This window comes from Flavisolibacter ginsenosidimutans (assembly GCF_007970805.1).
Lineage (GTDB): Bacteria > Bacteroidota > Bacteroidia > Chitinophagales > Chitinophagaceae > Flavisolibacter > Flavisolibacter ginsenosidimutans.
In genome coordinates, this window is record NZ_CP042433.1 from 3562896 (window position 1) to 3587105 (window position 24210).

Consider the following 24210-nt stretch of genomic DNA (forward strand, 5'->3'; position numbering starts at 1 on the left):
TTTTTTTGATTCGATAAATTTTCGTCTTTCCTATTTGTTGTTCGTTAAGGTGCGGAAAATTTCTTCGAGGCTTTTGTTTTCGCTTTGCAAAGAAACAATATTTAAGTTTTGTTCGAGTGCCAATTGCAACAGCGCTTTGCGAACGCTTTCGGGGTTTTCGGTTTCAATTGTCCAACTGAATGCGTCCACTTTGCTTACCGTTTTGGCATCGGGTAGTCGTTTGAGCCATTCGGCTTCCAATGCCTCTTTAAAACTTACACGAACAATGGTTGACGATGACGTTTTTTGCAAAGTGCTCAACTTGTCATCGGCTACAATCTTTCCTTTGTTGATGATGATGACGCGGTCGCAGATGGCTTCTACTTCCTGCAAAATGTGCGAAGAAAAAAGCACCAGTTTATCCTTGCCTTGTTCTTTGATGACGTTGCGGATTTCAACAATCTGGTTGGGGTCAAGTCCGCTGGTGGGTTCGTCTAAAATCAATACTTCGGGATTGTGAAGGAGAGCGGCAGCAAGACCTACGCGTTGCTTGTATCCTTTTGAAAGCTGTCCGATTTTTTTTGCTTTTTCTTTCGTCAGACCAACTTGCTCTATCACATTGCCAATTGCCGACTGCTTGTTGCTGATGGAATGCACATCGGCCACAAAATCCAAATACTCTTTTACGTACATGTCGTAATAAAGTGCGTTGCTTTCGGGAAGGTAGCCTACTTTCTTTTTTGAAGCCAAGGGGTCTTTGGTTACGTCAATATCACTAACGGTTATCTCGCCGGCATCGGGTTGCAGGTAACCCGTTATCATTTTCATCGTTGTGCTTTTGCCGGCGCCGTTTGGACCAAGAAAACCAACAATCTCACCTTTGTTCACCGAGAAGGAAATGTTGTCAACCGCACGTTGCTCGCCGTAAATCTTTGTAAGATTTTTTACCGTTATGGACATGCGCCAAAGGTAATGGGAGGACAGCAAGATGTGCGGACAGGAAATGAAAAGAACGTTACGGTTCTTGCTTGCTGGATTAAGTCTTTATCTCGCCGTCGTACTCGCCTTTCACCGCATACCAGCCAAAGACGATAAGCCCAAGGGAAATGGGCGTGAAAACGGTGATAATGATGATCCAGGGAATAGGTTTGCCAATGTCGCCTTTGGCCGCATTAATGTTGGTAGCCGCGCTGTAAATCAACAAAGCAATGGCCGCAATGCCAACAACTATCCAGAGAACTCCAAGGTATCGTTTCAGTCCGTTCATAGTAAAGGGTTAATCAATAACGTCTTTGTTGATTTTGTTAGAGAGATACAAGCTGCCGATGACAAAACTTAAAGCAGCCACGCCAATCGGGTACCAAAGTCCTGACAGTGGGTTGCTGCCTTTCAACGTCGTAATCAACGTAGCGATGAATGGCACCAAACCCCCAAACACGCCGTTGCCAATGTGGTAAGGCAATGACATGGATGTGTACCGAATCTTTGTTGGAAACAATTCCACCAGAAACGCCGCAATCGGTCCATAAACCATCGTGACAAACAACACCATTGCCGCAACGAGTAAAATCATTTGCCATTTGATGCCCTGACCAAGCGTTAATTCTTTCACCGTTGTTTTTTCGCCTTTTATCAACGATTGTTTTGTGGTTGTTTTTAGTGTGCTCCCATCGGTGTACGTGGTGGTATCGCTTGCGTGCTGAATAAAGGCACCGAAATCACCTTCCATTTTAAAGCCCCTGTTGGTAGTTGCTATTTCTTTTTTTGAAGGGTCAGACAAATTGTACAACTGCTGAAAGATGGGACGGTAAAGCAACACGCCGAGAAGCATTCCAACCATCATGATATTCTTTCGTCCCCACTTGTCCGACAAACTGCCGAAGATGACAAAGAAAGGTGTAGCAATAACAAGCGCCACCAGGATGATGGTGTTGGCTTGCTCGTACTCGATGTTGCACTTAGTAAGTAAAAACGTTTGCGCATAAAATTGCCCGGTGTACCAGATAACGCCTTGCCCCATTGTAGCGCCAAAAAGTGCCAGCAAAACCATTTTGAAATTCGTCTTGTGGCCAAAACTTTCTTTGAGTGGATTAACTGATGTTTTGCCTTCGCTTTTCAGCTTCGCAAACAAGGGCGATTCGGCCATGCGCAGGCGAATAAAAATGGAAACGCCAACCAAAACAATGGACAATAAGAAAGGATAGCGCCAACCATTGCCACTTGTAAATTCCTGCACGCCTACAAGACGGCGGATGGATAGAATAACGCCAAGCGAAAGAAACAAGCCAAGGGTTGCGGTGGTTTGTATCCAGCTTGTATAGAAGCCGCGTTTGTTGGCAGGAGAATGCTCCGCAACGTACGTAGCTGCGCCGCCATATTCACCACCCAGCGCAAGACCTTGCAACAAGCGCAGTAATAAAACAAGCAAAGGGGCAGCCGCGCCAATGGTTGCGTAGGAAGGAATGCAGCCAATTAAAAACGTGGACATTCCCATTAAAACAAGCGTGAGCAAAAACGTGTATTTCCGCCCAATCAAATCGCCGAGCCTTCCAAATACCAGGGCGCCGAAAGGCCGCACAATAAAGCCTGCGGCGAATGTTGCCAGTGTTGACAATAAAGCGGCTGTTGGGTTCTCGGACGGAAAAAATTTAGCGGCGATGATAGTGGATAAAGAGCCGAAGATGTAGAAGTCATACCATTCGATGAGCGTGCCTACCGATGATGCGGTAATCACTTTCCAAATGCCTTTTGGTGCTGCCATGCAAGTATCGTTGGTGGTTTGGTTTTAAAAATAAGGCACAAAACCAAACCACCGGGAAAATCTTGCGCAAACGATGTCGGCGTTTAATTCATCATCGGCAATTGAATGATCAGTTTTCTGCGGGCAAAGCGGAATTATCTACCGGCTCTTTTTCTTTTTTAAATTCAAGGCCGCCAAACTTCCAGGTAAAGTTGATGCCGAAGGAACGAACGGGAACCAGCCTTGTGCTGTTGATGGTAAAGCCCGGGCCAAAGAGTTCTGTTTTTTGCGTGAGGTAATTGGCAAAAGGATTTGTGGTGGTAAACGCAAGGCTTCCTTTCTTGTTCCAGAATTGTTTGCGCACCGCAAAACTGTAGGTGATAAACGAGGGATAAGTTCCCTGTGCTTCGTGCCGCACCGAATTAAAGTTGCCGAAGAATTCTGCAACAAGTGTGGACGAAAACTGGTAGGTCGCGTTGGTATTAAAACGGTAATTGAAATTGGTGGAATTGTAGCCGGGATTTTGTTCGTTGATGGTGTGGCGGTGAAAGAACATCAGGTTCGTTCGAAAACTCAATTTATCGTTCGGGTGAAGATCGCTGAACAACATCAGGCCCGTGTTTTTTTCCTGCCCGATGTTCTCCCTTGTGGTCACGGCCACGTTTGTGTAAACCGAATCGCCCACTTTGAACTCGGAGTAATAACGAACGAAGGGCTGAATGTCTCTTTCGTTCATGCGGTAAAAAAGTGTGGCCGAAACCGAACCCGCTTTGCCCAACTCTCGGTTGTAACCAAGTTCAATGCGGTGGCTGATTTCGGGCAGCAAATACGGGTTGCCCGACGAAAGATTTTTCGGATCGCCGGTGTTGATGAAAGGATTCAGCTCGCCGTAATCAGGGCGGTTGATGCGTTTGGCATAACTCAGTTTCAGCAAGCCGTCTTCGCCCAGTTTTCGGGAAAGAAAAACCGAAGGAACAAAGTTTTCGTAGCCCGGTGTAGCCGTATGCTGCTGTGCGTTGGAGTAAAACGAAGCTATTTCCGTGCGTTCGTATCGTCCGCCGATTTTTGCGTTAAAAGCTTCGCCCATCGGAAAACTTAATTCTGCATAACCGGCATATACTTTTTGATCGTAGGTCAGGTTGTTTGACAAAAAGCGATCAGGCAAATACGTTTGCGTGGAAGGCTGAAAACTGTAAACTGTAGCGTCGCTCAAAATGTCCGTTGTGGTGTACTTTGTTCCCACGCCAAGGTTCACGTCTTTCCGGAGCGGCTGCGTATAATCAATCTTGAATTCCGTTTCATTTTCCTTTCCCGGATTGGAGCTGTTGTTGCCGTAAAAGCGGCTGAGCGAAGGCAACGAAACCTGGTAATTATCCGCCGTTGTATGCCCCTTGCCAAAACTGCTGTTGATGGCAACTTCCAATTCCTGGTCTTCTTTATTGAAGGTGCGTTTATAATTAAGACTTGCATCGGTTGAGTGCAGCCAAAAGTTGCTGGCCGTAAAGCTTTGCGAAGAAACATCACTAAGCATCGTGCCGCTTGTTTGGCTGCGCAACTGTTGTTGTTGGTTAATGAAGCCGTGACCGTCGTTGCCAAAGCGATTGTAAACAAAGGAGCCGGTGAAATTATTTTTTTTATCGGGCGACCAATCGAAGCCGGCGCCGGTTTGAAAACCGTAACGGTTAAAATGACTCGTTCCATCCTGGTGCAGAAGACCCGTGGTTTTTGCGGCCGTGTCCAGGCTGGTGCGGTCGGTTGTAACCGGCGCATCCAAGGCCGGGCGGTAGTTGCCGCTTACAAAAGCGTTCACACCAAAAGTCCCTTTGCGTGCATTGAAGTTGAACGATCCGTTGTCGGCTCTTGTGCCTGCCGCCAAGGAAAAATTGCCGTTGATGCCTTGTGCGTTGCTTTGTTTCAGCACAATGTTGATGATGCCGCCGAGGCCTTGCGCATCATACTTTGCGCCTGGATTGGTCACGACCTCAACACTTTTAATTTGACTGGCCGGGATGGATTGCAGCACATCGGCCACGCTATTTCCAAAAGCCGTTGAGGGTTTGCCGTTGATTAAAAAGCGAATGCTCGAACTGCCCGCTAATTCCACGTTGCCATTCACGTCAACAGAAACCTGCGGAACTTTCTTTAGCACATCGGTGGCCGCGCCGCTTTGCGAGGTGATGTCGCGTTCGGCGTTGTAAACAAGTTTGTCAATTTTATTGGTAACAAGCTTTCCGCTTGCGGTAATGGTGATGGATTGCAGGGCACTTTGTTTGGCCGCGAGATAAACCGTTTTTAATTCGACGGCATTTTTGTTCTCGTCCACCACGACGTTGTTGATTCTTGCCGCCGTATAGCCAATGAACTCAACCAAAACCGTGTAGGTCCCGCTTTTAATTCCGTCAAGCGAAAACCGGCCGCTATTGTCGGTTACACCACCGTTAAGGGGTTTTGTATTGCTTCCTTCTTGTAGCGAAACCGAGGCGTACTCCAACGGACTGCCCGAAAGCGAATCCAATACTTTTCCGGAAAGTTTTCCGCGGCCCGTTTGCTGTGCGCCTGCGGATAAAACAAAAAGAACCAAAGCCACTACAAAAAATCGTCTCGTGTTTTTCATAAAGGCGGCAAAACTATATTTCAATTCTGAAGACAATTGGAATTGCGGTACAAACTTTCTTTAAGATTGTTGGCCTACTGTGTTTCGTTTACAGTCTTCTTCAATATTTCGCCAACTTTATTTGCAAACTTTGTTGCTATGTGGTGGATATATGCTTTGCTCTCGGCTTTCTTCGCGGCGCTTACGGCCATCTTTGCCAAAGTAGGAATAAAAGGCGTGGACAGTGACCTTGCAACCGCTATTCGCACCGTGGTTATTCTCGTCGTTGCCTGGGCCATTGCTTTCTTTCGTGGCGGCACGGCCACAATCGGTACGCTTACCAAACACAACCTGCTCTTTCTTTGTCTTTCCGGCTTGGCCACGGGCTTGTCGTGGGTGTTTTATTTTAAAGCATTGCAATTGGGAAAAGTATCGCAGGTAGCGCCGGTTGATAAATTAAGCGTGGCCCTCGCTATTTTGTTATCGGTGTTGTTCCTGGGCGAAGTGCTTACCTGGAAAACCGCTGCCGGCGCGGGTTTGATCATTGCGGGCACGCTGGTTTTAATTCTGTAAAAATGAAAATACTGGTGGTCGAAGACGAAAAGGAATTGTCACAAAGCATTTGCGATTATCTCTCCGGCGAGCAGTTCATGTGCGAACAGGCTTTTGATTACCGCACGGCATTGGAGAAAATTTCCTTGTATGATTATGCCTGCGTTATTCTCGACATTACCTTGCCCGGCGGTAGCGGATTGGATCTTTTAAAAGATTTGAAAAAAGACGACAAGATTGACGGCGTCATTATCGTTTCGGCAAAGAACGCCGTCGATGATAAGGTGAATGGACTGAAAGCAGGCGCCGATGATTATTTAACCAAGCCTTTTCACCTGATGGAACTCGGCGCAAGAGTGGATGCCATCATTCGGCGCAAAGCCTTTGACGGCAAAAATATCCTTCGCTTTGATGCGCTTCAATTGGACCTTAATCAAAAAGAACTGACGGTGAAAGACAAAAAGATTGAACTCACAAAAAAAGAATACGAATTGCTGCTTTATTTCATCAGCAACAAGAACAAGGTAATTGCAAAGAACGCGATCGCCATTCATCTCTGGGGCGACAACTTCGACATTGCCGATAACTATGATTTCATTTACACGCACATCAAAAACCTGCGCAAAAAATTATTGCAAGGCGGAGCGGCTGATTACATCAAATCGGTGTACGGCATGGGCTACAAATTCAGCTTGCCTGCATGAAGCTTTTTACACGATACAACCGCATCAACCTCGTAGCCAACATTGCCGTTTTTCTGGTGGCCAGCGTTGCTTTTTATTTTTCCATCCGTTACGTGTTGGTTCATCAAATAGACGAAGACCTCCAAATTGAAGAAGACGAAATCACGGCTTTTGTTCACGAACACAATCGCCTGCCCGAAAGCTTTTCGGTCTCGGACCAGGTGATTTATTTTATACCCGTTTCGCAACCGGTTCAACGCAGGTTTTCAACGGTTACAATGACCGACAAAGAAGACCGTAAAAAAGAAGATTACCGCCGTTTGGTTTTCGGCATCAGCACAACCGGACAAAACCATCAGGCTGTTGTATCAAAATCGCTGGAAGGCACACGCGGTTTGCTGCGCTCCATTTTGCGGGTATCCATCGTTACCATTTTGGTCATTCTTCTTGTCGCCGCCGTTCTCAACCGGGTGTTGTTAAAACGACTCTGGCAACCCTTTTACGCTTCACTGAAAGCGGTGCAAAATTTTCGTCCCAGCAAAAACCATTCGCTCCTGTTTCCTTCTACCAACATTGATGAATTCAACGCCATGAACGAAACACTTGAGGCCATTACCAAACGCTCGAGGCTTGAATATCTCTCGCTAAAAACGTTCAGTGAAAACGCTTCGCACGAAATTCAAACGCCCATCGCCATCGTTCGTTCCAAACTGGATTTGCTGATACAAGACGAAGCCCTTACCGAGAGCCAAAGCAAAACGCTGCAAAGCGCTTACAATGCGGTAGAAAAATTGAGCCGGTTAAACGGTTCGCTTCTTCTCTTAGCCAAAATTGAGAACCGGCAATTTGAAGACGTACAGCGCATCAACCTGAAAGAAAAGTTGCAGGAAAAGTTGGAAGACTTTCAGGAATTGTGGCAGGACAAAAACATCGCCGTGCAAACAGATTTGCAGACGGCGGTTGTGAACATGAACACCGAATTGGCCGACATTCTGCTCAACAATTTGTTGAGCAATGCCGTCAATCACAATTACAGCGGCGGACGCATTTGGATTGCTTTATCGAACGATTATTTGCGCATCGGCAACACAAGCACCGAAGCGAAACTGGACGAGGAGAAATTGTTTCAACGCTTTTACAAACCATCGGCTGGAAGCACCAACAACGGACTTGGGCTTTCTTTGATTCAACAGATTGCGGAGGCCTCCGGTTTTCGCGTGCAATACCGCTTTCAAAACGAACAACACGAGTTTGAAATTCGTTTTCACCCCGCAACAAAATGATGCCCTCTTGCTCAAAAAGAATTTGATTGCCGGCACACATCAGGCGTACGAAACCTTTTTGTTATTGGTGCTTCGCTGCGAAAAATACATGAGCACGGCCATCAGCACAGCGGTTACCAAAGCCGCAAGGCCGCGGCTAAAATTCAGTCCGCCTTTTTCAATTGGTTTCGTAAGAAAATCACCGAACGTAGCGCCAAAAGGCCGTGTGAATATAAACGCGATCCAAAAGAGCAAAATCTCGTTCAGCTTGGTGAAGTAATGCAGCAGTACAACCAGTACAATGATGCCCGCTGTAATGGCTGCGCCGGTCAGATAACTTAGCCCGAGATTATCGCTTAAAAAATCGCCGAAGGCCGTGCCCAAGCTATTGGAAACAAGAATGGCCGCCCAATAATAAAGTTCTACACGGCGCTGCGTGATGGGATAAACTTTGATCTGTCCTTCCCTGCGGTTCCAGAGAAAAAGCACCAGTAATAAAACAGAAAAGAGAATGGCGGACCCGAGGGCATAGCCCAAGCCAAGTGTGCGGTCCATGAGGTCGGAAATTTCGGTGCCTACCGTGGTGGTGCCGATGATCACAAGCCAGTAAACGGGGGCTATGTATATCTTTTGGCGAAGTTGTAGAAAGAGAACGATCAAAAAGAAAAGCAAGGTAATGGCAAGGCCAACAACGTAGCCAAGGTTCAACGTCATGGAAAAGAAATCACCAAGGACTTCGCCAAGCGTTGTGGCAAAAATTTTCAACACCCAAAAGATCAAGGTAATCTTTGCAACTTTGTTTAAGGCGTTGCTTTCTGTTTTCGTGCGGTTTGTCTCCATCGGATAAAATTGAAGTGAAAAAAAGTTCGTGATAGCTTCATCAACAACAATGCCCGGTCACTACATGCAATGACAAAGAACGCAAAAGAAAAGTCAGATGAGTAAATTACAACGCGACAAACCAAGCTTTCATACAAGCAAAACTTCGGGGCTAAATCTGAAGAAATTCTGAAGAAAATAAATTCGTTTTCGTTAACGGGAAAGGCTAAGTTAGTGCTCGCTTTTCATCGTCACCTCAATCATCTTCCATGAAAAAAATCATTCTGTTTTTTGGTACCGCCATCTGCTTGCAGGCCAACGCACAAACTGGTTACAAAGTTGTAAAGACCTTTCACATTCAAAGCCCCGGCGGCTGGGATTACATTTCGGTAAACAACGGAAAGGTTTACGCTTCGCACGGCACACAGGTAAATATTTTGGATGAAGCAACAGGTGATTCAGCGGGGTTTGTTCCCAACACTGCCGGCGTACACGGCATTGCGTTTGATAACGAATTGAACAGGGGCTATACCAGCAACGGGCGAAGCAACAACGTAACGGTGTTTGATTTAAAAACGTTACAACTCGTTACACAAATAGCCACCGGCGAAGGACCCGATGCCATCATGTTTGAACCGCATACGCAAACCGTCATTACCTGCAACGGCCGCGCCAAAAATCTTTCGGTAATTGATCCGAAAACAAATGCGGTGGTGGCAACGATTGATGTGGGCGGGAGACCTGAAGAAGCAGCATCCGATGGCAAAGGGAAACTCTTCGTAAACCTCGAAGACAAAAGCGAAATCGCCGTAGTGGATTTAAAAACGCATTCGGTTCTCAATCATTGGAAATTGACGCCCGGCGAAGGTCCAACGGGGCTTGCTTACGACGCAGCATCGAACCGCTTGTTTGCGGGCTGCGATAAATTGTTGGTGGTGATGAATGCCACTGACGGAGCCATTGTTGACAAAATAAAAATTGGCGACGGCTGCGACGGCGTAGCCTTTGACGCAAAACAAAAACTGATATTTACATCAAACGGTGAAGGCACGTTAAGTGTGATTAAAGAAGCCTCGGCAAACCAGTTTACGCTCTTGGGAAATTATCCAACAAAAAGAGGTGCAAGAACCATCGCCCTTGATCAAGCCAACGGAAATATTTTTCTGCCCACGGCTGATTTTGATACAGCGCAAACAAGCAACGGAAGGCCGCGAATGATTCCGGGAACGTTTCAAGTATTGGTTGTTCAGGCTTCTAAATAACCGACCCCGTGTTCGCATTTCACCGGTTAAATCAATTAGCCTAAAGCGCCGTAGGCACTGAATCTCGGTAGAAAACATGTCGCATTAATTCCGGCTCCTACGGAGCCGTTTTCATTGTGCGATTTTTTGCTACCAAGATTTAACACCTACGGCGTTGACTTAGTGCAAACACTTTCTTCACGAGCTTATTTTTACCTGTTCGCTTCAATCTTTCTTCTTCTGTAAATGATGCGCAGCATCGATGGCAACACAATGAGCAAAAGCGGAAGTGCTGTAAGGAAACCGCCAATGACCGATATGGCAAGCGGCTGGTGTAATTCCGCACCGGTTCCGATCCCCAATGCCAACGGCATCAACGCAATGATAGCGCCGAGAGCCGTCATCAGTTTTGGACGCAAGCGGGTAGAGATGGCAAAAACAACCGAATCATCAACGCTGCCGCTTTGTTGCAACGTATCCCTGAATTGCAAAAACGTAAAGATGGCATTCTCACCAATGATGCCCACGATCATAATTAAGCCAGTGTAACTGCCAACGTTTAACGGTGTGTTGGTTAAAAACAATGCAAGGTAACTTCCCGAAATGCCCAACACGGCAAGCAATAAAATCAATATTGCAACAAAGAAATCTTTGAACAAAAACAGGATTACGCCGAATACCAACAGGCTTGATGTAATCAAGATGAGCAACAACTCGTGAAAGGATTGTTGCTGCTGTGCGTAAGCGCCGCCGTACTCGATGTGATAGCCTTGCGGCAACACAACCCGCGTGGAAACGTTGCGTTGAATCTCTTTCATCGTACTGCCAAGATCACGGTTCTCCAAACGTCCTGTAACAACGCCCATCGCCTGCAGGTTTTCGCGTTGTATTTCTGCATCGCCCGGGTTGACTTCCACCGAAGCCAAAGAAGTTATTGGCATCAACCGTCCGGACGGCGTAAAAATTTGCAGGTGCTTTATCCCTTCCACGCTTTGTGCCGATGTGCCGGGATAAACGATGCGCACCGTGGAAAGTTGTTGCTTTTCCAAAATAGTTCCCACCTGCGTGCCCTGCAAGCCAAGCTGCACCTGCGTTTGCAGGGCCTGTGGCGTTAAGCCGTATTGTGCCAATGCCGCATAGTTGGGCAAAATGGTAACAGAAGGACCAGAGATAACGATACCGTTGAACATATCAGCCGTTCCTTCAACCTTTGAAACAATGTCGCTTACTTGTTGCGAATACGCTTGTAAGCGTGCAACGTTGTCGCCGTAAATTTTTATTTCGATGGGTTGCACCGATTCCATCAAATCGCCCAGCATGTCGTTGATCACCTGGCCAAAGTCAATGGTAAGCGCCGGTTGGCTACTGGAAATTTGTTTGCGCAGGTCGGCAATCACGTCTTCGGTGGAACGCTTGCGGTTCTTTTTTAGTTGAATCAGGTAATCGCCGCGATTGGGTTCGGTAATAAAAAAACCCATCTGCGTTCCGGTGCGACGCGAATAAGCCTGCACTTCGGGAACTTTGTTGATGATGGTTTCAACGTGATGTAAGATGCGGTCTGTTTCTTCAAGCGACGTGCCCGGCGGCGAATTGTAATCAAGCACAATGCTGCCTTCGTCCATCTCCGGCAAAAAACCCGTTTTCAACAACGGAAGCACAAGCCAAATGGAAACCGCCAACGCTGCTACAATTACAAAACTCACATACGGTTTGTGAATAAAGAAGGCAACCCATTTCTGCTTCTTCACCTCATGCGGTTTCTCTTCTTTTTTTGCTTTTGTTGAATCCGGCTTTTCTCTTGTCAGCAAAAGATAAATCACCGGCAGGCAAATCCACGTTACAAAAAACGAACAGATCAAGGTAATGATCATGGTGTTGGTCATTACCTTAAAATATTCTCCCGCCACACCGCTCATGATTTCAAACGGAATAAAAATAACAATGGTACTGAGCGAAGAGCCGATCATGGCCGGAAACAAATAATGAATGGCTTTTTGCACCACAACCGTTGACGGCTCATCGGGATGTTCTTCGTGCGAACGGTGAATTTGCTCTACCACCACGATGGCGTCGTCAATGATCAAACCAATGGCGGCAGCGATGGCGCCAAGCGTCATGATGTTGAGCGTATAGCCTACGGCATAAATTGCGATAAGCGTTAAACAAATTGTAACCGGAATGGTGATTAGAATGGTGGCACTGGCTTTTAACGAACGAAGAAAAATAATGGCAACAACAATGGCCAACACCAAACCAATCCACAAACTGTCCGTTACACTTCTAACGGAATCGTGCACAAAATCGGCTTGCACGTAATACGGCCTGATGCTAACGCCGCTTGGAAGAATGCGCTTCAGTTCTTCCAGCTTTTTTGTCACCGCCTCGGACAAGGAAATAAGATTAGCGTTCGGTTGCTTTACAATTGCCACCAGAATGCCCGCCCTTCCGTTGGCGTTGATTTTCGTGTATTCAACGCCTTCGTTGATTTTCGCATCGGCAATGTCTTTTAGCTGCACAATGCGCCGGCCGTCGTTTGAAACAACCAGGTTTTGCAAGTCTTCCAGTGAATGAACGGTGGCGTCGGTAACGGTTAAATACAATTGCCGGTAATCGGACAAATACCCATTGGCCTGGATGAAATTTGTTTGCGAGAGTGCGGTTGACAATTTATCCGGCGTGATGCCCAGCGTACTCATTTTCTGCGCATCCAGCGTGAGCCAGTATTCTTTTTGCTTGCCGCCAATGATGCGCACTTCGGCCACACCCGGCACTTGTGAAAGAAAGGGCTTGACGGTGTAAAGCGCCAACTGCTTCATGTCAACCGGCGTGCGGCTTTGGCTATTTGTCTCCAGCGTATAACCAATCACCGGAAGGATGGACGGATTCATTTTTTCCACCGTAATGTTTACGTCGGGCGGAAGGCTGTTGCGGATTTGCGCAATGCGGCTTTCAATGCGTTGCTGGCTCAGGTCAACGTTTGCGTCCCAGTTCATGAAGGCCGAAATTTCGCAGCTGCCGCGGCTTGTGGTGCTGCGCACGTCCGCTAAATCGGGCACTTGCTTGATTGCGTTTTCCAGCGGCTGCGTAACCGTAACCATCATCTTGTTCACGGGTTGCAAGCCCGCATCGGCAATGACTTTTATTTTAGGAAAAGTGATCTCGGGGAAAAGAGAAGTTTGCAATTTGGTGTACACGTACACGCCGCCCATGATGATGAGCGCAATGAGTACCGAGAGCGGATTTTTGTACGTGATAAAAAAGTTTCTCATTCCTCTCCTTTCATGATTTTTACCTTGGCCGTATCGGACAGGCCGTAATTGCCGGTAAGCAGAATTTTATCCGTTGCCGCAAACTGCGGACGAAGAATTTCCACGCGGTCTTTTGTCTCGAGGCCTTTCATGACGGGCACTTTCACGGCCGTTACCGAATCAATCATTTTCATCACCCAAAAATTTGCTTGCGATTCATCGGTGAGCACGGCACCTTTTGGAAGAGAACTTGCGTTGGACCGTTGTGATTTTACAATGCGCACTTTGGCAATGAGATTTTGCGGAATTGTTTTCGATGAAGCCACTCTTATCAACACGTTCTGCGTTTGCGAAACCGAATCAACGTTCGGAAGAATGTTGGCAACAACGCCGTTTACATGCGAACCGTCGGGCAAATCAATTTGCAGCGTTTTGCCAGGGTTCACATAAGGCCGCAATTCGTACGGGAGATTGAGAATAAAGCCGAAGCTTTTTGCATCGGCCAATACCGCGAGTTGTTCACCGTCCTGCACGTAATCGCCCACCTGGTGGTTGAGGCTTTGAATGTAACCGCTGGCCGCCGCATTGATGTTGATGATGCCTGAAAAATGAAACGAAGGATCGAGGTTGTTAATGGTGTTGCCCAATGCATGCGCTTCTTTTGTTTGCAGCGTGAAAGCGGTTTGACCTGCGTGCACCATCTGCCCAAGCTTTACGTTTACCGAACGCAAATAACCGTTAGCGGATGCTTTGATGAAATTGCTTTGTTGATAAGAAGACGTTGCGTTCAGTTCAACGGAATCGTTCAGCGAAGCCGTTTCAATGTTTGTTACCGTCACAGGCGTTCGCACTTCATCAGGCGCAACCGTTTCTTCCTCTGCGGCTTTCTCTTTGTGCTTGCAGGCAAAAGCAAACAGCAAAAGAAAAAAAGAAAAGACGTGCATTCTTTGCATGGTCACTCGTTTATTTGTTAACGGTTCCAATAATTTATTTCGTTCACGATGCGCAAACGGCTGATGTTGTTCAGCGTGGCTAAGTTTTGTGCGTTCAAATAATTGTTGATGGCGATGACGTAATCACGCATCGTGATGTCGCCGGTTTGCAAGAGCTTATTGTTAGCAACGATCAGCGTGTGGGAATACTCAATTTGCCTGGCTATTTTTTCCACCAGCAAATTGATGCCGTTGAGTTGCTGCCGCAGTTGCGCCACCTGTTGATGGTATTGGTTCAAAAAATATTGTTTGTTTGTCTGCCTTGTACGTTCGCGAATGTCCACCTGCGCCAGCTTTAATCCTTTTTGATGCCCGTCGTAAATGGGAATGACCAGGCTAAGGCCCGCACTAAAACCAAAGTTTTTGTACGGCGCTTCCTGCAGGCTGGAGTTGTAGCCGCCGTCCGCATAGGCGCCTACTCTTGGCTTGTATTGATAATTGATGATCTCTTTTTCAGCCGCGAGCCGAAGGCTGTCTGTCGTAAAGCGGCGAAGAATAACGGAGGCCGAAAGATCTGCCTGCAGCACTTCCTGCAAGTCGGGTTTTTGCAATTGTTGAACGGTCGTGTCAACAATTCCGGCGAGATAATTCAGCGTAAGATAATCGGCCGCGTATTGATTTTGCGCCTGCAAATACGCAAGCTCCTGCTGCTGCATTGTGACGTAAAAATTCAGGTAATCGGTTTGCTTGAATACGCTTTGCTCCGCCAGTTTTTTCAGCATCACTTCTTCGCCCTTCATTAAATCAAAAACTTCTTTGGTAAAGGCTGCTGCAAGGCCATCGCCGTAAGCGGTGATGTATTGATCGGTGATGGTGCGCACGAGGTCGCGTTGCGAAAGCTGAATGGTATCGAGCAAAGCCCTTCGCTGCAAATCGAGTGTGCGCAACTGCGCGGCAAGATTGTTGGCCGTGATGAAATTTCTATTGGCCTGAAAGATGGCCGAAACGTTGGCGTAATTAGTAATGGCTGGATCGTAACCCCAGCCTTTTATGTTTGGCGCAATGCTGTTGGTGCTCAAAAAATTTACCTGCGTTCTTAATGAGGAACGCAACAACTGGCTGTCGATGCGGCTGATTAAAATTTGGTTCTGGTAGTCTTTAAGAACGGGGCTGTTTTGCGCCGCCTGCTGCAGAAAAAAATCAAGGGTACGGATTTGCGCGGCGCACAGGAGTGTATTCAACAAGAGTACAACGCTAACGAGATATTTCATCCTGCCTTGTGGTTTTAAAGAGGATTGCCGGCTTCTGCAATCAGTCTTTTTCTTTTTTCTCTTTTGGCTTTTCGATGCGGGTTCCGTTGGCGTCAAACAAAATGTCTTTGCCCTGCACGTTCACTTCATAATTGATCGCACCGTTTGCCTTCGCAATTTTTGCGACCTCTTTGATCTTCCCCCCTTTTTCGTGTTGTGTCACGTAATTTTTTGCACCGGCCGGGAGTTCGTTAAAGGTAACGGGAGATTCGGTTTCAAGAATTGTTCCCCGCTTGTCAATCACGCAAGACATGGTCTTTCCGCCTTCCTTAAAATTGGCCTCATAATTCGCGTCTTCCCATTCCCATGTGGCGGCGGTGTTTGGATGCGCTTTTGCGAAGCCTTCTTTTACGGCTTGCGGCACTTTTGTTGACGCAAGCTTTTGCGAAAAGGCCGTTGTGCAAGCGGACGATACAACGAAGACAAAAAATATTCTTTTCATACTAAACAATTTTGAAGACAAACCTATCGGGCAAATCTGTCAAAAAACTGAAGGAAGAATTTCCACACTTCAGAATCGCTTCAGAATTGAAAGCGCCTTGTTTTTCTTGTATCGTTTTCAATTTGGCAAACCGGTGTTTCGTCGTTCGGATACGCCTGGGGCGTGTCTCTACAAAAGACAAGGCTGCTAATTGAAACGGCCTTCTTTCTTCCCGGAAAAGCAAGGCACGTTTTTCATTGCGTTGCAAGATGAATCACTCACCGATGGCAAGCAAAGAAAAGATAGCGCAAAACACCAAGAGCCTTTCGATACGCCTTTTGTTTGTTGCCGGCATTTTTTTGCTGGCCTTGGCCGTGTTTGCGTTTATTGCCGATGAAATGGTTTTGGAAAATGAAAATTATTTAGACCAGGTTGTGTTTGCCCATCTCAAAGAATTGACCAATCCATTTATGACGAAATTGATGGTGGCGGTTACGTTTTTTGGTTCGTCTTATTTTTTGTTTCCGGCTTATATCCTTCTCATTCTTTATTTTCTTTTCCTGAAAAAGAACAAGCAGCTTTCCTGGAACATTGCCGCAGTTGGTATTACCAGCACCGTTATTTTATTTTCGCTAAAAGCCATCTTTCACCGCCACCGGCCGCTTGATCCGCTGGTGCAAAATGTAAACGGATTTAGTTTTCCAAGCGGGCATTCCTTTTCTTCTTTTACCTTTTTCGGTTTGCTCATTTACATTCTCTGGCACTACCCAATGAGCGCCGCACTCCGATGGACATTGACGATCTTTTTTTTCTTCTTTGCCTGTGCCATTGCCTTTAGCCGTGTTTACCTGCATGTGCATTATGCCAGCGACGTAATTGCAGGCTTTTGCCTTTGTCTTGTTTGGCTTGGCCTTTCGTTTTGGCTGCTGGAAAAACTGGGACGTACGGCTTTTAAAAAGACGAACTAAAAATTTGCAAGTGTCATTTTTTTCTCTCCCTTGCCTTGAAAGCCGTGAAAACAAAAGGCAAAATGGCGCAGTTAAACGGAAGAAAACAGCGGGCAAACGAAGGAGGTTTGTATGATTGGATTTAATATTCCCTAACTTGAGAATTGAGTAAAGAAAAAAGAACGCTCACTTTATCGTGAACGTTCTTTTGCTAAAGCTTATTTGGGACCGTTGTATTCTTCGTCCCTTACTTTTTCCATCCACTCCACAACTTTGCCGTTCAGGTTTTCTTGTATCGCAATGTGCGACATGCCGTTTGTGGCCGTAGCGCCGTGCCAATGCTTCTCGTTTGGCGCGAACCAAACAACATCGCCGGGCTGTACTTCTTCCACCCGCTCACCTTCTTTCTGAACCCAACCGCGACCCGATAGGATGATTAATGTTTGACCAAGCGGATGCGTATGCCAGGCCGTTCTTGCAGCCGGTTCAAACGTAACCGTAGCGGCGCCGCTTCGTCTTGCTTCGTTCGGGTCAAACAAAGGATCTACCCGCACGGCGCCGGTAAACCAATCTTCGGGTCCTTTGGCCGAAGGCCGTGAAGCGTTTCTTGTTATTGTCATTGTTGATCTTTTGCCTGTTTACTTTTTTAAAGAAGCCATGTCAATCACGAAGCGATATTTCACATCGCCTTTCAACAAACGTTCGTACGCTTCGTTGATCTGCTGAATGCCGATCATTTCAATGTCGGAAACGATGCCGTGCTTGCCACAGAAATCAAGCATCTCCTGTGTTTCGGCAATGCCGCCAATCATGGAGCCTGCAAAACTTCTGCGGTAAGGAATAAGACTGAATGCGGCAACCGGAAGCGGACGTTCCGGTGCTCCTACCAAAGCCAATGAACCGTCCACCCGCAACAGGTTTAGATAAGCATTGATGTCGTGTTGTGCGGAAACGGCATCCAAAACAAAATGAAGTTTGCCTGCGTAGCGTTGCATCTGGCTGTCGTCTTTCGACAGCACAACATCATCAGCACCCAGACGTTTTGCGTCTTCAACCTTTGAAGGTGACGTTGTAAATACAATCACTTCTGCGCCCATTGCCTTCGCCAGTTTCACGCCCATGTGTCCCAATCCGCCAATGCCCACAATGCCGACTTTCTTACCGGGACCAACGTTCCAGTGCTTCAACGGAGAATAAGTCGTGATGCCTGCGCAAAGCAACGGTGCCGTTGCTGCGGGATCAAGATTTTCGGGTACACGCAAAACAAAGGCTTCATCTACCACGATGCTTTCCGAATAACCGCCGTAAGTATGCGTACCGAGGTGCGGGTCGGACGAGTTATAGGTTCCCGTGTTTCCTTCTTCGCAATATTGTTCCAGTCCTTCTTTGCAATAATCACATTCGCGGCAGCTATCCACCATGCAACCTACCGCTGCCAAATCACCCACTTTAAATTTGGTGACGTGATTTCCAACGCTTGCAATTCTTCCAACGATTTCATGTCCGGGCACGCAGGGATAGACGGTACCGTGCCATTCGTTTCTCGCGGTGTGAAGATCGGAGTGACAAACGCCGCAATAGAGTATTTCAATCTCCACGTCGTGCGGTGTTGGTTTTCTTCTTTGAATGTTTCGTTCTTGCAAGGGTGCTGTTGCCGCTTCTGTACCGAATGCTTTTACCTGTTTCGCGTTAACGGCTTTTACGCCTTCCGCTGTTGCTTTTACTGCTTCCATGTTACTAAGTTTTTTATCGTTGTGTTAGAAAATCCTCAACCATTTTTAGAATTAGAACTTGTACCAATAACCGTACAATCTTCTGTTGATGGGCTCATTTATTTTTTTGCATAAAGTGCAAAGGCAATTTGCCGAACGAAACAATATGGACCCGGTTATATAAAATCAATGTGCTTTACATCGGGAACGATTACAAAGAAAAAATCATAGCGGGATGAAAAAAGATTGGCTGAAGCGGACAAAACAATTGGAATTGACTTCCTGACCAGGGCTCTGCTTTTTTCCTTAAAACGTCTTGTAAAAATAAAAGCCATAAAGGCCAATGCGATCATGACTTTAAAACCTACCGGCAACGCAAGGTTTTCGAGGCATGCCTTACTCCAGACAAAAGCCCGCGTTTATTTGATTAGCCTGATGCGTTGTAACCATTCCTTTACTTCTTTTTCTGCTTCCTTCCTCTTTTCATCTTTGATGTTTAGATAAACGCCGTCTCTTTCAATTCCGCCTTTGATTGAGAAACCTTCCAATACTTTACTATCTGGGCAACGTTTTTCCACTGTTTGGAAACCACTGCCCACACCATAGCCTGCGTTGGTATTAAAAGGAACGACCGTTTTACCCCTAAGGTTATAGTCGTGCAAAAAGCTTTTAAGTGGCGGCGGCATTTTCATGTCCCAGGTAGGAAAGCCAATGAAAACAACATCGTACTTCTCGATGCTGTCAATCTTTGTCTTTAATGGAGGCAAATAACCGGTCTCATTTTCGTGCATGACTTGTTGTACCGTTTGTTTATAGTCTGATGGATAGGGCTTTTCTAATTCAAGTGCTACCAAAGTCCCACCCACATTTGCCTGAATAATTTCCGCTATTGCTTTTGTGTTGTTTGTCCGGGACAAGTAAACGATCAATACACTTTTTGGAGACACTGATTGAGCATTGGAACAACCCGACGTAAACCATGCGCCAAAGACTGTTAAGAGAATGATTGCGTTTTTCATCTTACGGTAATTCAACAAACGAAAAAAATTCTAACCTAATGCTGTTGCCGATTGTTGCTATTGCTATTCATTTTAACGGGTCGCAGCAGTGTTGAAAACGTGAGTGAACCCATCTTCCATTTGCCCGCTTCTTTCACATATACTTCCGTCACCATAAACGCATGGGTGACTTCATTACCGCCAACCACTGCCAGCAAGTCAATGTCATTTAAGAGAATAGCCGTATTACCGAAGATGTTTACTGACGCTCCGTAAACCGCTGCTTTCTTGTACCAGATGCCGCCGCTTTTAATGGTGGTGAGTTCTTGGTTTTTGCCCCAACTTCCTCCCATGTGAACAAACACACAGTTCTCCGCAAACAGCCTGTTTAAGGAGTCCACATTTTTATCAGCCATCCACGTCCATTTCGTTTTGGAAAGATCAAGCAGCTCGCCTTCTTCTTTCGTTGCGCTTGTAGCCATCGCATTTGGCAATTTGGCCTGCGCATGTAACAGTTGCTGCACACAAGCTGCATACAAGAAAAGTCCGAGAATAAGTTTCTTCATAGTCGTAAGTTTTTAGTTTATGGTGGTTGTTATTTTTTAATGCTGTTGTACTCCGCTTCGGTTACTCTCTTCAGCCAGATTGTTTTTCCTTTTTGGGTAGGAGTAACGCCAACGTAAGAGAAGCTACTATTGGGTGCAGCTCCATGCCAATGCTCTATTCCGGGATCGCACTTGATGATGTCGCCTTTACGGACCACTCTTCCGGGCTTGCCTTTTTCCTGATAGTAGCCAGTGCCTTCTGTGATAAGCAAGTATTGACCACCAGGATGAATGTGCCAGTCCAGTTTTGAACCAGGTGTATATACTGCTTGCGCCAGACTGAAGGTGAAATTGCTGTCGGGGTGATTTAATTCACTGAGCCAGATCGTGCCGGTATAGTTACTGGTGTTAGCCCCGATTTGACCTTTTGGAAAAAGGGTTGAATCTTGGGCAGCCGCACGATTGCAAAAGGAAACTGCTGCCACGAACAGCGTAACATAAATTGCTTTCTTCATTTTGTTTAGTGTTACTGGTGATTTTAGCTTGTTGGTAGCGTCTAACGATTAATCATCTTTTGCGCCTGTTCACTGTATCGAGCACCTTGCACCTCAATGGTTGAAAGAGCGTCATTGATTTCTTTCAAATCATCAGCACTCAGCGCAATGGTTGCGGCACCTATATTTTCTTCCAAGCGGTGAAGTTTTGTTGTACCGGGAATGGGAACGATCCAAGGCTTTTGAGCCAGCAGCCATGCCAACGCTACTTGCGCATTCGTTGCGTTCTTTTCTTGAGCGATTCTTCCAAGCAAGTCAACCAACGCTTGATTGGCTTTTCTATTCTCTTCCGAGAAGCGGGGCACGGTGTTTCTAAAATCTGTTTTGTCAAACGTGGTGTTCTCATCAATCTTGCCGGTTAGAAAACCTTTGCCCAAAGGACTGAAAGGGACGAAGCCAATTCCAAGTTCTTCTAAGGTTGGAAGAATTTCTTGTTCGGGTTCTCTCCACCAAAGCGAGTATTCACTTTGCAGTGCAGTTACCGGTTGAACGGCATGTGCTCTACGAATGACTTGTACGCCGGCTTCTGAAAGCCCGAAATGCTTCACCTTTCCTTCTTTGATTAAGTCCTTTACGGTGCCTGCAACATCTTCAATGGACACATTTGGATCAACACGGTGCTGGTAAAGCAGATCAATTGTATCCGTTCGTAAACGCTTCAGTGCCGCATCCGTCATTGCCCTAATAGTTTGGGGACGACTATCGGTACCCAAAGCTGTTTTGCCTTCTTTGAAACCAAATTTTGTTGCAATTACCACTTCTTTGCGGAATGGCTCCAAGGCTTCGCCAAGAAGTTCTTCGTTCTCAAACGGCCCGTAGGCTTCTGCGCTATCAAAGAAAGTCACACCCCGTTCATAAGCTGAACGAATCAGCTTAATGGCATCTTGCCTTTCTATTTTATTGCCATAACCGAAACTCAATCCCATACAACCCAAACCAAGGGCCGATACCTCAAGACCTGATTTTCCCAATGTTCTTTTTTTCATGTTAGTCTCTTTACTTGTTTAGTTATTTAGTTTTCTCTCGCCAAGCCATTTGACCATTGCCGGGTCGCGGTGGTCAAAGAAGAGGCTTGCGTTTGTATCCAATGTTTTGATGGCATTCATATCTTCCCCGCTCAACTCGAAATCAAGGCTGTTGAAGTTTTCTTCCATTCGTTCTTTGCGAACTGATTTTGGAATGGCAACAATGCCTCTTTGCGTCAGCCAGCGGAGAATAACCTGTGCAACGGATTTGTGGTGTTTCTTGCCAATTGAAAGGAGTAGCTCATTTTGGAAGATGTCGTTCTTGCCTTCGGCGAATGGCCCCCAAGACTCAATTTGCACATTGTTCTCCTGCAAGAATTTTTGTGTTTCCGTTTGCTGATGGAACGGATGGGTTTCAATCTGGTTAACCGCAGGAATGACTTTATTGTGAATAATTAAATCAACAAGCCTGTCTGGCTGAAAGTTGCTGACACCAATGGCTCTTACTTTCCCCTCTTTGTACAGGTCTTGCATGGCTCGCCACTCGCCATACACATCGCCGTAAGGTTGGTGTATAAGATACAAATCCAGATAGTCTAATTGTAGCTTCTTCAGCGAGGTTTCAAAGGCTTTCTTCGTTCCCTCATAACCGTTTGATTGAATCCAAACTTTGGTTGTGATAAACAACTCTTCTCTTGCTACACCGCTTCTTTTAATCGCGTTGCCAACGGCTTCTTCGTTTTCGTAAGACTGCGCCGTGTCAATCAAACGATAACCTGTTTCAATCGCATCCACAACGCTTCTTTCACATTCCGATAAATCTTTGACTTGAAACACACCGAACCCAAGGATGGGCATTTCCACACCGTTGTTAAGTTTTACAGCCTGCATTTTTTTGTTTGATGGAGCAAAGGTCCCTGCTTCTATTTGCTCCAATGGTATACAGATTACGGTTTCTCTTACCAATCTTGCTGATTAAAGCAGGCTCATTAACCATGCGGCGAAGGATGCGGTAATTTTGGGCGTGAAAACAAGGTTGATATGGACAACATGCGAAGATTTGTAACAGTGAATGATTACAATTTGTTTAATCAGCACGAAACCCTGCATCCGCTGGTGACTGTGATTGATATGTCAAAGGCGGCTCCAAGGAATGTCTCCAATATGTATTATGGGCTTTACACCGTCTTTTTAAAAGAAGTGAAATGCGGTGACTTGCGGTATGGGCGGGCCACCTATGATTATCAGGAAGGCACCCTGGTATTCATTGCACCCGGACAGGTGGTTAGCGTTGAAAACAGTGGAGAAATGTATCAACCCAAAGGGTACGCATTGGCTTTTCATCCCGATTTGATACACGGCACATCGCTTGGACGGCACATCCAGGAATATAGTTTCTTTTCCTATCAATCGAATGAAGCATTGCATTTGTCTGAACGTGAGAGAAGAATTGTATTGGATTGTTTTTCTAAAATTGAGTATGAGTTGGAACATGCCATTGATAAGCATAGCAGAAGATTGATAGTTTCTAATATTGAAATGCTGTTGAATTATTGTATTCGTTTTTACGACCGCCAGTTCATTACCCGCGAAAACGTGCACAAAGGAACGCTGGAATGGTTTGAACACTTGCTCAACGAATATTTTGGAACTGATAAACCGCAAACAATTGGTTTGCCTTCGGTAGGCTGGTGCGCAAGCCAATTAAATTTATCGGCAAGCTATTTTGGAGACCTGATAAAAAAAGAAACGGGAAAGACTGCTCAAGAATATATACAGGAAAAGGTGATTGACGTAGCGAAAGAAAGAATATTTGACCAAAGCAAATCAGTGAGCGAAATTGCCTATGAGTTGGGATTTAAGTATCCCCAGCATTTTACCCGTTTGTTTAAGCAACGTGTTGGGCAATCGCCGAATGAGTACAGGATGCTGAACTAAAAGCAGAGCGGCTTGCCAATAAAACCCGAACCTCGATTGGTAAGAATTTCGGCCTTTTGATCTTTACCGTCCCGTTTCTTCTCAAAACAAATATTTGGTAGACAGAACTAGTCTTGGTTCGAACTTTTGTTTCAGGATTTGAAGAACATTGTTGAATTTGAATTGGCTTCACAACTCATAAAATTAGCAAACCGACGCAGCCACTTGCTGCTGAATGTACATTAATGGATGAGTAGACTCTAAATTAACTTTCGTTTTGCCGAGGTACTGCCTGTTCGATTACCGACGGAACGGGTAGACGAAATTGCAGGAGAAGCAAAATGGTTTACAAAGAGTGCCGGTTTGCGCTCGTTTAGATGCACACTGTATTCGTTGGATAGTGTCCTTTTACGAACACGCAAGGTTCCTATTTTGAAAGCACAACCTGCCTCTCTCTTTCTTTAACCCAATAAAACAAAGACTCTTAAGGCTTCTTTGTTTTACAGGTGCTTCAGTCTCTGAGTTAAATCTCATCGTCTTTATAAGTTACCAATTTGGTAGCCTTCTTGGTGATCAATCGGGTGTAATTGTTTCGCTCTTCCGCTCAGTTGCGAAGCAGAAGTATAAATGATCAAAAATCGCTTACCCTGGACGAAACCTGGTTAGTTCTATCGCGAAGTTTTTAAAGTTATATAGTAGGACACAAAAGGGGCTAACAGAGTCCTGCGTTGTTGAAAATTTGCTACGACACGTATTCAAAACCAGAAACAAAAAAGCAGCCCGTTGAACGGG

Annotated in this window: 22 protein-coding genes; 6 read left to right on the plus strand and 16 right to left on the minus strand. The window is 45.9% G+C overall.

Going from position 1 to position 24210, the window contains the following annotated elements; genetic code table 11:
• Positions 1–30 precede the first annotated feature (30 nt).
• The 4 genes from gldA to FSB75_RS15055 all read right to left on the minus strand — a co-directional run bounded on the left by gldA (position 31) and on the right by FSB75_RS15055 (position 5333).
• A complete protein-coding gene (gene gldA, locus FSB75_RS15040) occupies positions 31–939 on the minus strand; it encodes a gliding motility-associated ABC transporter ATP-binding subunit GldA (RefSeq protein WP_146789184.1) in 909 nt (302 codons plus the stop codon).
• Positions 940–1015: 76 nt separating this feature from the next.
• On the minus strand, positions 1016–1246 hold the full coding sequence (locus FSB75_RS15045; protein ID WP_146789186.1) for a DUF6814 family protein: 231 nt from the start codon (positions 1244–1246) through the stop codon (positions 1016–1018).
• Between the two features lie 9 nt (positions 1247–1255).
• Positions 1256–2740 (minus strand): MFS transporter, encoded by a 1485-nt coding sequence (locus FSB75_RS15050; RefSeq protein WP_146789188.1) that lies wholly within the window; start codon positions 2738–2740, stop codon positions 1256–1258.
• Positions 2741–2849: 109 nt separating this feature from the next.
• The gene (locus FSB75_RS15055) at positions 2850–5333 is read right to left on the minus strand and encodes a TonB-dependent receptor domain-containing protein (protein ID WP_146789190.1); all 2484 of its coding nucleotides are present in this window, start codon (positions 5331–5333) and stop codon (positions 2850–2852) included.
• Between the two features lie 138 nt (positions 5334–5471).
• Here FSB75_RS15055 and FSB75_RS15060 point away from each other — a divergent pair, with 138 nt between their 5' ends.
• The 3 genes from FSB75_RS15060 to FSB75_RS15070 are packed head-to-tail and all read left to right on the plus strand — an operon-like array spanning position 5472 to position 7830.
• Positions 5472–5885: an EamA family transporter gene (locus FSB75_RS15060; RefSeq protein ID WP_146789192.1), complete on the plus strand. Its 414-nt coding sequence runs from the start codon at positions 5472–5474 to the stop codon at positions 5883–5885.
• A gap of 2 nt (positions 5886–5887) precedes the next feature.
• Positions 5888–6568: a response regulator transcription factor gene (locus FSB75_RS15065; RefSeq protein ID WP_146789194.1), complete on the plus strand. Its 681-nt coding sequence runs from the start codon at positions 5888–5890 to the stop codon at positions 6566–6568.
• A complete protein-coding gene (locus FSB75_RS15070; protein ID WP_146789196.1) occupies positions 6565–7830 on the plus strand; it encodes a sensor histidine kinase in 1266 nt (421 codons plus the stop codon). The genes FSB75_RS15065 and FSB75_RS15070 overlap by 4 nt, the downstream gene beginning before the upstream one ends.
• Positions 7831–7869: 39 nt before the next feature.
• Here the strand turns inward: FSB75_RS15070 and FSB75_RS15075 are convergent, their stop codons facing one another.
• Positions 7870–8649: a COG4705 family protein gene (locus FSB75_RS15075; RefSeq protein WP_146789198.1), complete on the minus strand. Its 780-nt coding sequence runs from the start codon at positions 8647–8649 to the stop codon at positions 7870–7872.
• A 248-nt stretch (positions 8650–8897) separates the two neighbouring features.
• On the opposite strand from FSB75_RS15075, the gene FSB75_RS15080 reads away from it, so the two are divergent.
• Positions 8898–9890: a YncE family protein gene (locus tag FSB75_RS15080; protein WP_146789200.1), complete on the plus strand. Its 993-nt coding sequence runs from the start codon at positions 8898–8900 to the stop codon at positions 9888–9890.
• A 191-nt stretch (positions 9891–10081) separates the two neighbouring features.
• Here the strand turns inward: FSB75_RS15080 and FSB75_RS15085 are convergent, their stop codons facing one another.
• Genes FSB75_RS15085 through FSB75_RS15100 form a run of 4 tightly spaced genes read right to left on the minus strand, consistent with a single transcriptional unit; the run spans position 10082 to position 15801 of the window.
• Positions 10082–13138: an efflux RND transporter permease subunit gene (locus FSB75_RS15085; protein ID WP_146789202.1), complete on the minus strand. Its 3057-nt coding sequence runs from the start codon at positions 13136–13138 to the stop codon at positions 10082–10084.
• Positions 13135–14070 carry an efflux RND transporter periplasmic adaptor subunit gene (locus FSB75_RS15090; protein WP_146789204.1) on the minus strand — a complete coding sequence of 312 codons (936 nt, stop codon included), beginning with the start codon at positions 14068–14070 and terminating at the stop codon, positions 13135–13137. The genes FSB75_RS15085 and FSB75_RS15090 overlap by 4 nt, the downstream gene beginning before the upstream one ends.
• Before the next feature lie 17 nt (positions 14071–14087).
• Entirely contained in the window at positions 14088–15320 is a 1233-nt protein-coding gene (locus FSB75_RS15095) for a TolC family protein (protein ID WP_146789206.1), read from the minus strand.
• A gap of 40 nt (positions 15321–15360) precedes the next feature.
• On the minus strand, positions 15361–15801 hold the full coding sequence (locus FSB75_RS15100) for a PepSY-like domain-containing protein (protein WP_146789208.1): 441 nt from the start codon (positions 15799–15801) through the stop codon (positions 15361–15363).
• Positions 15802–16064: 263 nt separating this feature from the next.
• Here FSB75_RS15100 and FSB75_RS15105 point away from each other — a divergent pair, with 263 nt between their 5' ends.
• A complete protein-coding gene (locus FSB75_RS15105; protein ID WP_172623164.1) occupies positions 16065–16748 on the plus strand; it encodes a phosphatase PAP2 family protein in 684 nt (227 codons plus the stop codon).
• Positions 16749–16945: 197 nt separating this feature from the next.
• On the opposite strand, the gene FSB75_RS15110 is transcribed toward FSB75_RS15105, so the two are convergent.
• From FSB75_RS15110 to FSB75_RS15140, 7 genes are all read right to left on the minus strand, one after another.
• Positions 16946–17347: a (R)-mandelonitrile lyase gene (locus tag FSB75_RS15110; protein WP_146789212.1), complete on the minus strand. Its 402-nt coding sequence runs from the start codon at positions 17345–17347 to the stop codon at positions 16946–16948.
• Between the two features lie 18 nt (positions 17348–17365).
• Positions 17366–18460, minus strand: a complete 1095-nt coding sequence (locus FSB75_RS15115; RefSeq protein WP_146789214.1) for an NAD(P)-dependent alcohol dehydrogenase — start codon at positions 18458–18460, stop codon at positions 17366–17368.
• Positions 18461–18858: 398 nt separating this feature from the next.
• Positions 18859–19458: a flavodoxin family protein gene (locus FSB75_RS15120; protein WP_146789216.1), complete on the minus strand. Its 600-nt coding sequence runs from the start codon at positions 19456–19458 to the stop codon at positions 18859–18861.
• Between the two features lie 35 nt (positions 19459–19493).
• Complete coding sequence (locus FSB75_RS15125; protein ID WP_146789218.1) at positions 19494–20003, minus strand: nuclear transport factor 2 family protein; 510 nt, start codon at positions 20001–20003, stop codon at positions 19494–19496.
• A gap of 29 nt (positions 20004–20032) precedes the next feature.
• On the minus strand, positions 20033–20497 hold the full coding sequence (locus FSB75_RS15130; protein ID WP_146789220.1) for a cupin domain-containing protein: 465 nt from the start codon (positions 20495–20497) through the stop codon (positions 20033–20035).
• Positions 20498–20538: 41 nt separating this feature from the next.
• A complete protein-coding gene (locus tag FSB75_RS15135; RefSeq protein WP_146789222.1) occupies positions 20539–21522 on the minus strand; it encodes an aldo/keto reductase in 984 nt (327 codons plus the stop codon).
• 18 nt (positions 21523–21540) lie between these two features.
• The gene (locus FSB75_RS15140) at positions 21541–22392 is read right to left on the minus strand and encodes an aldo/keto reductase (RefSeq protein WP_146789224.1); all 852 of its coding nucleotides are present in this window, start codon (positions 22390–22392) and stop codon (positions 21541–21543) included.
• Positions 22393–22542: 150 nt separating this feature from the next.
• Between FSB75_RS15140 and FSB75_RS15145 the strand changes: the two genes are divergently transcribed.
• Entirely contained in the window at positions 22543–23439 is an 897-nt protein-coding gene (locus FSB75_RS15145; RefSeq protein ID WP_146789226.1) for a helix-turn-helix domain-containing protein, read from the plus strand.
• Positions 23440–24210: the final 771 nt, after the last annotated feature.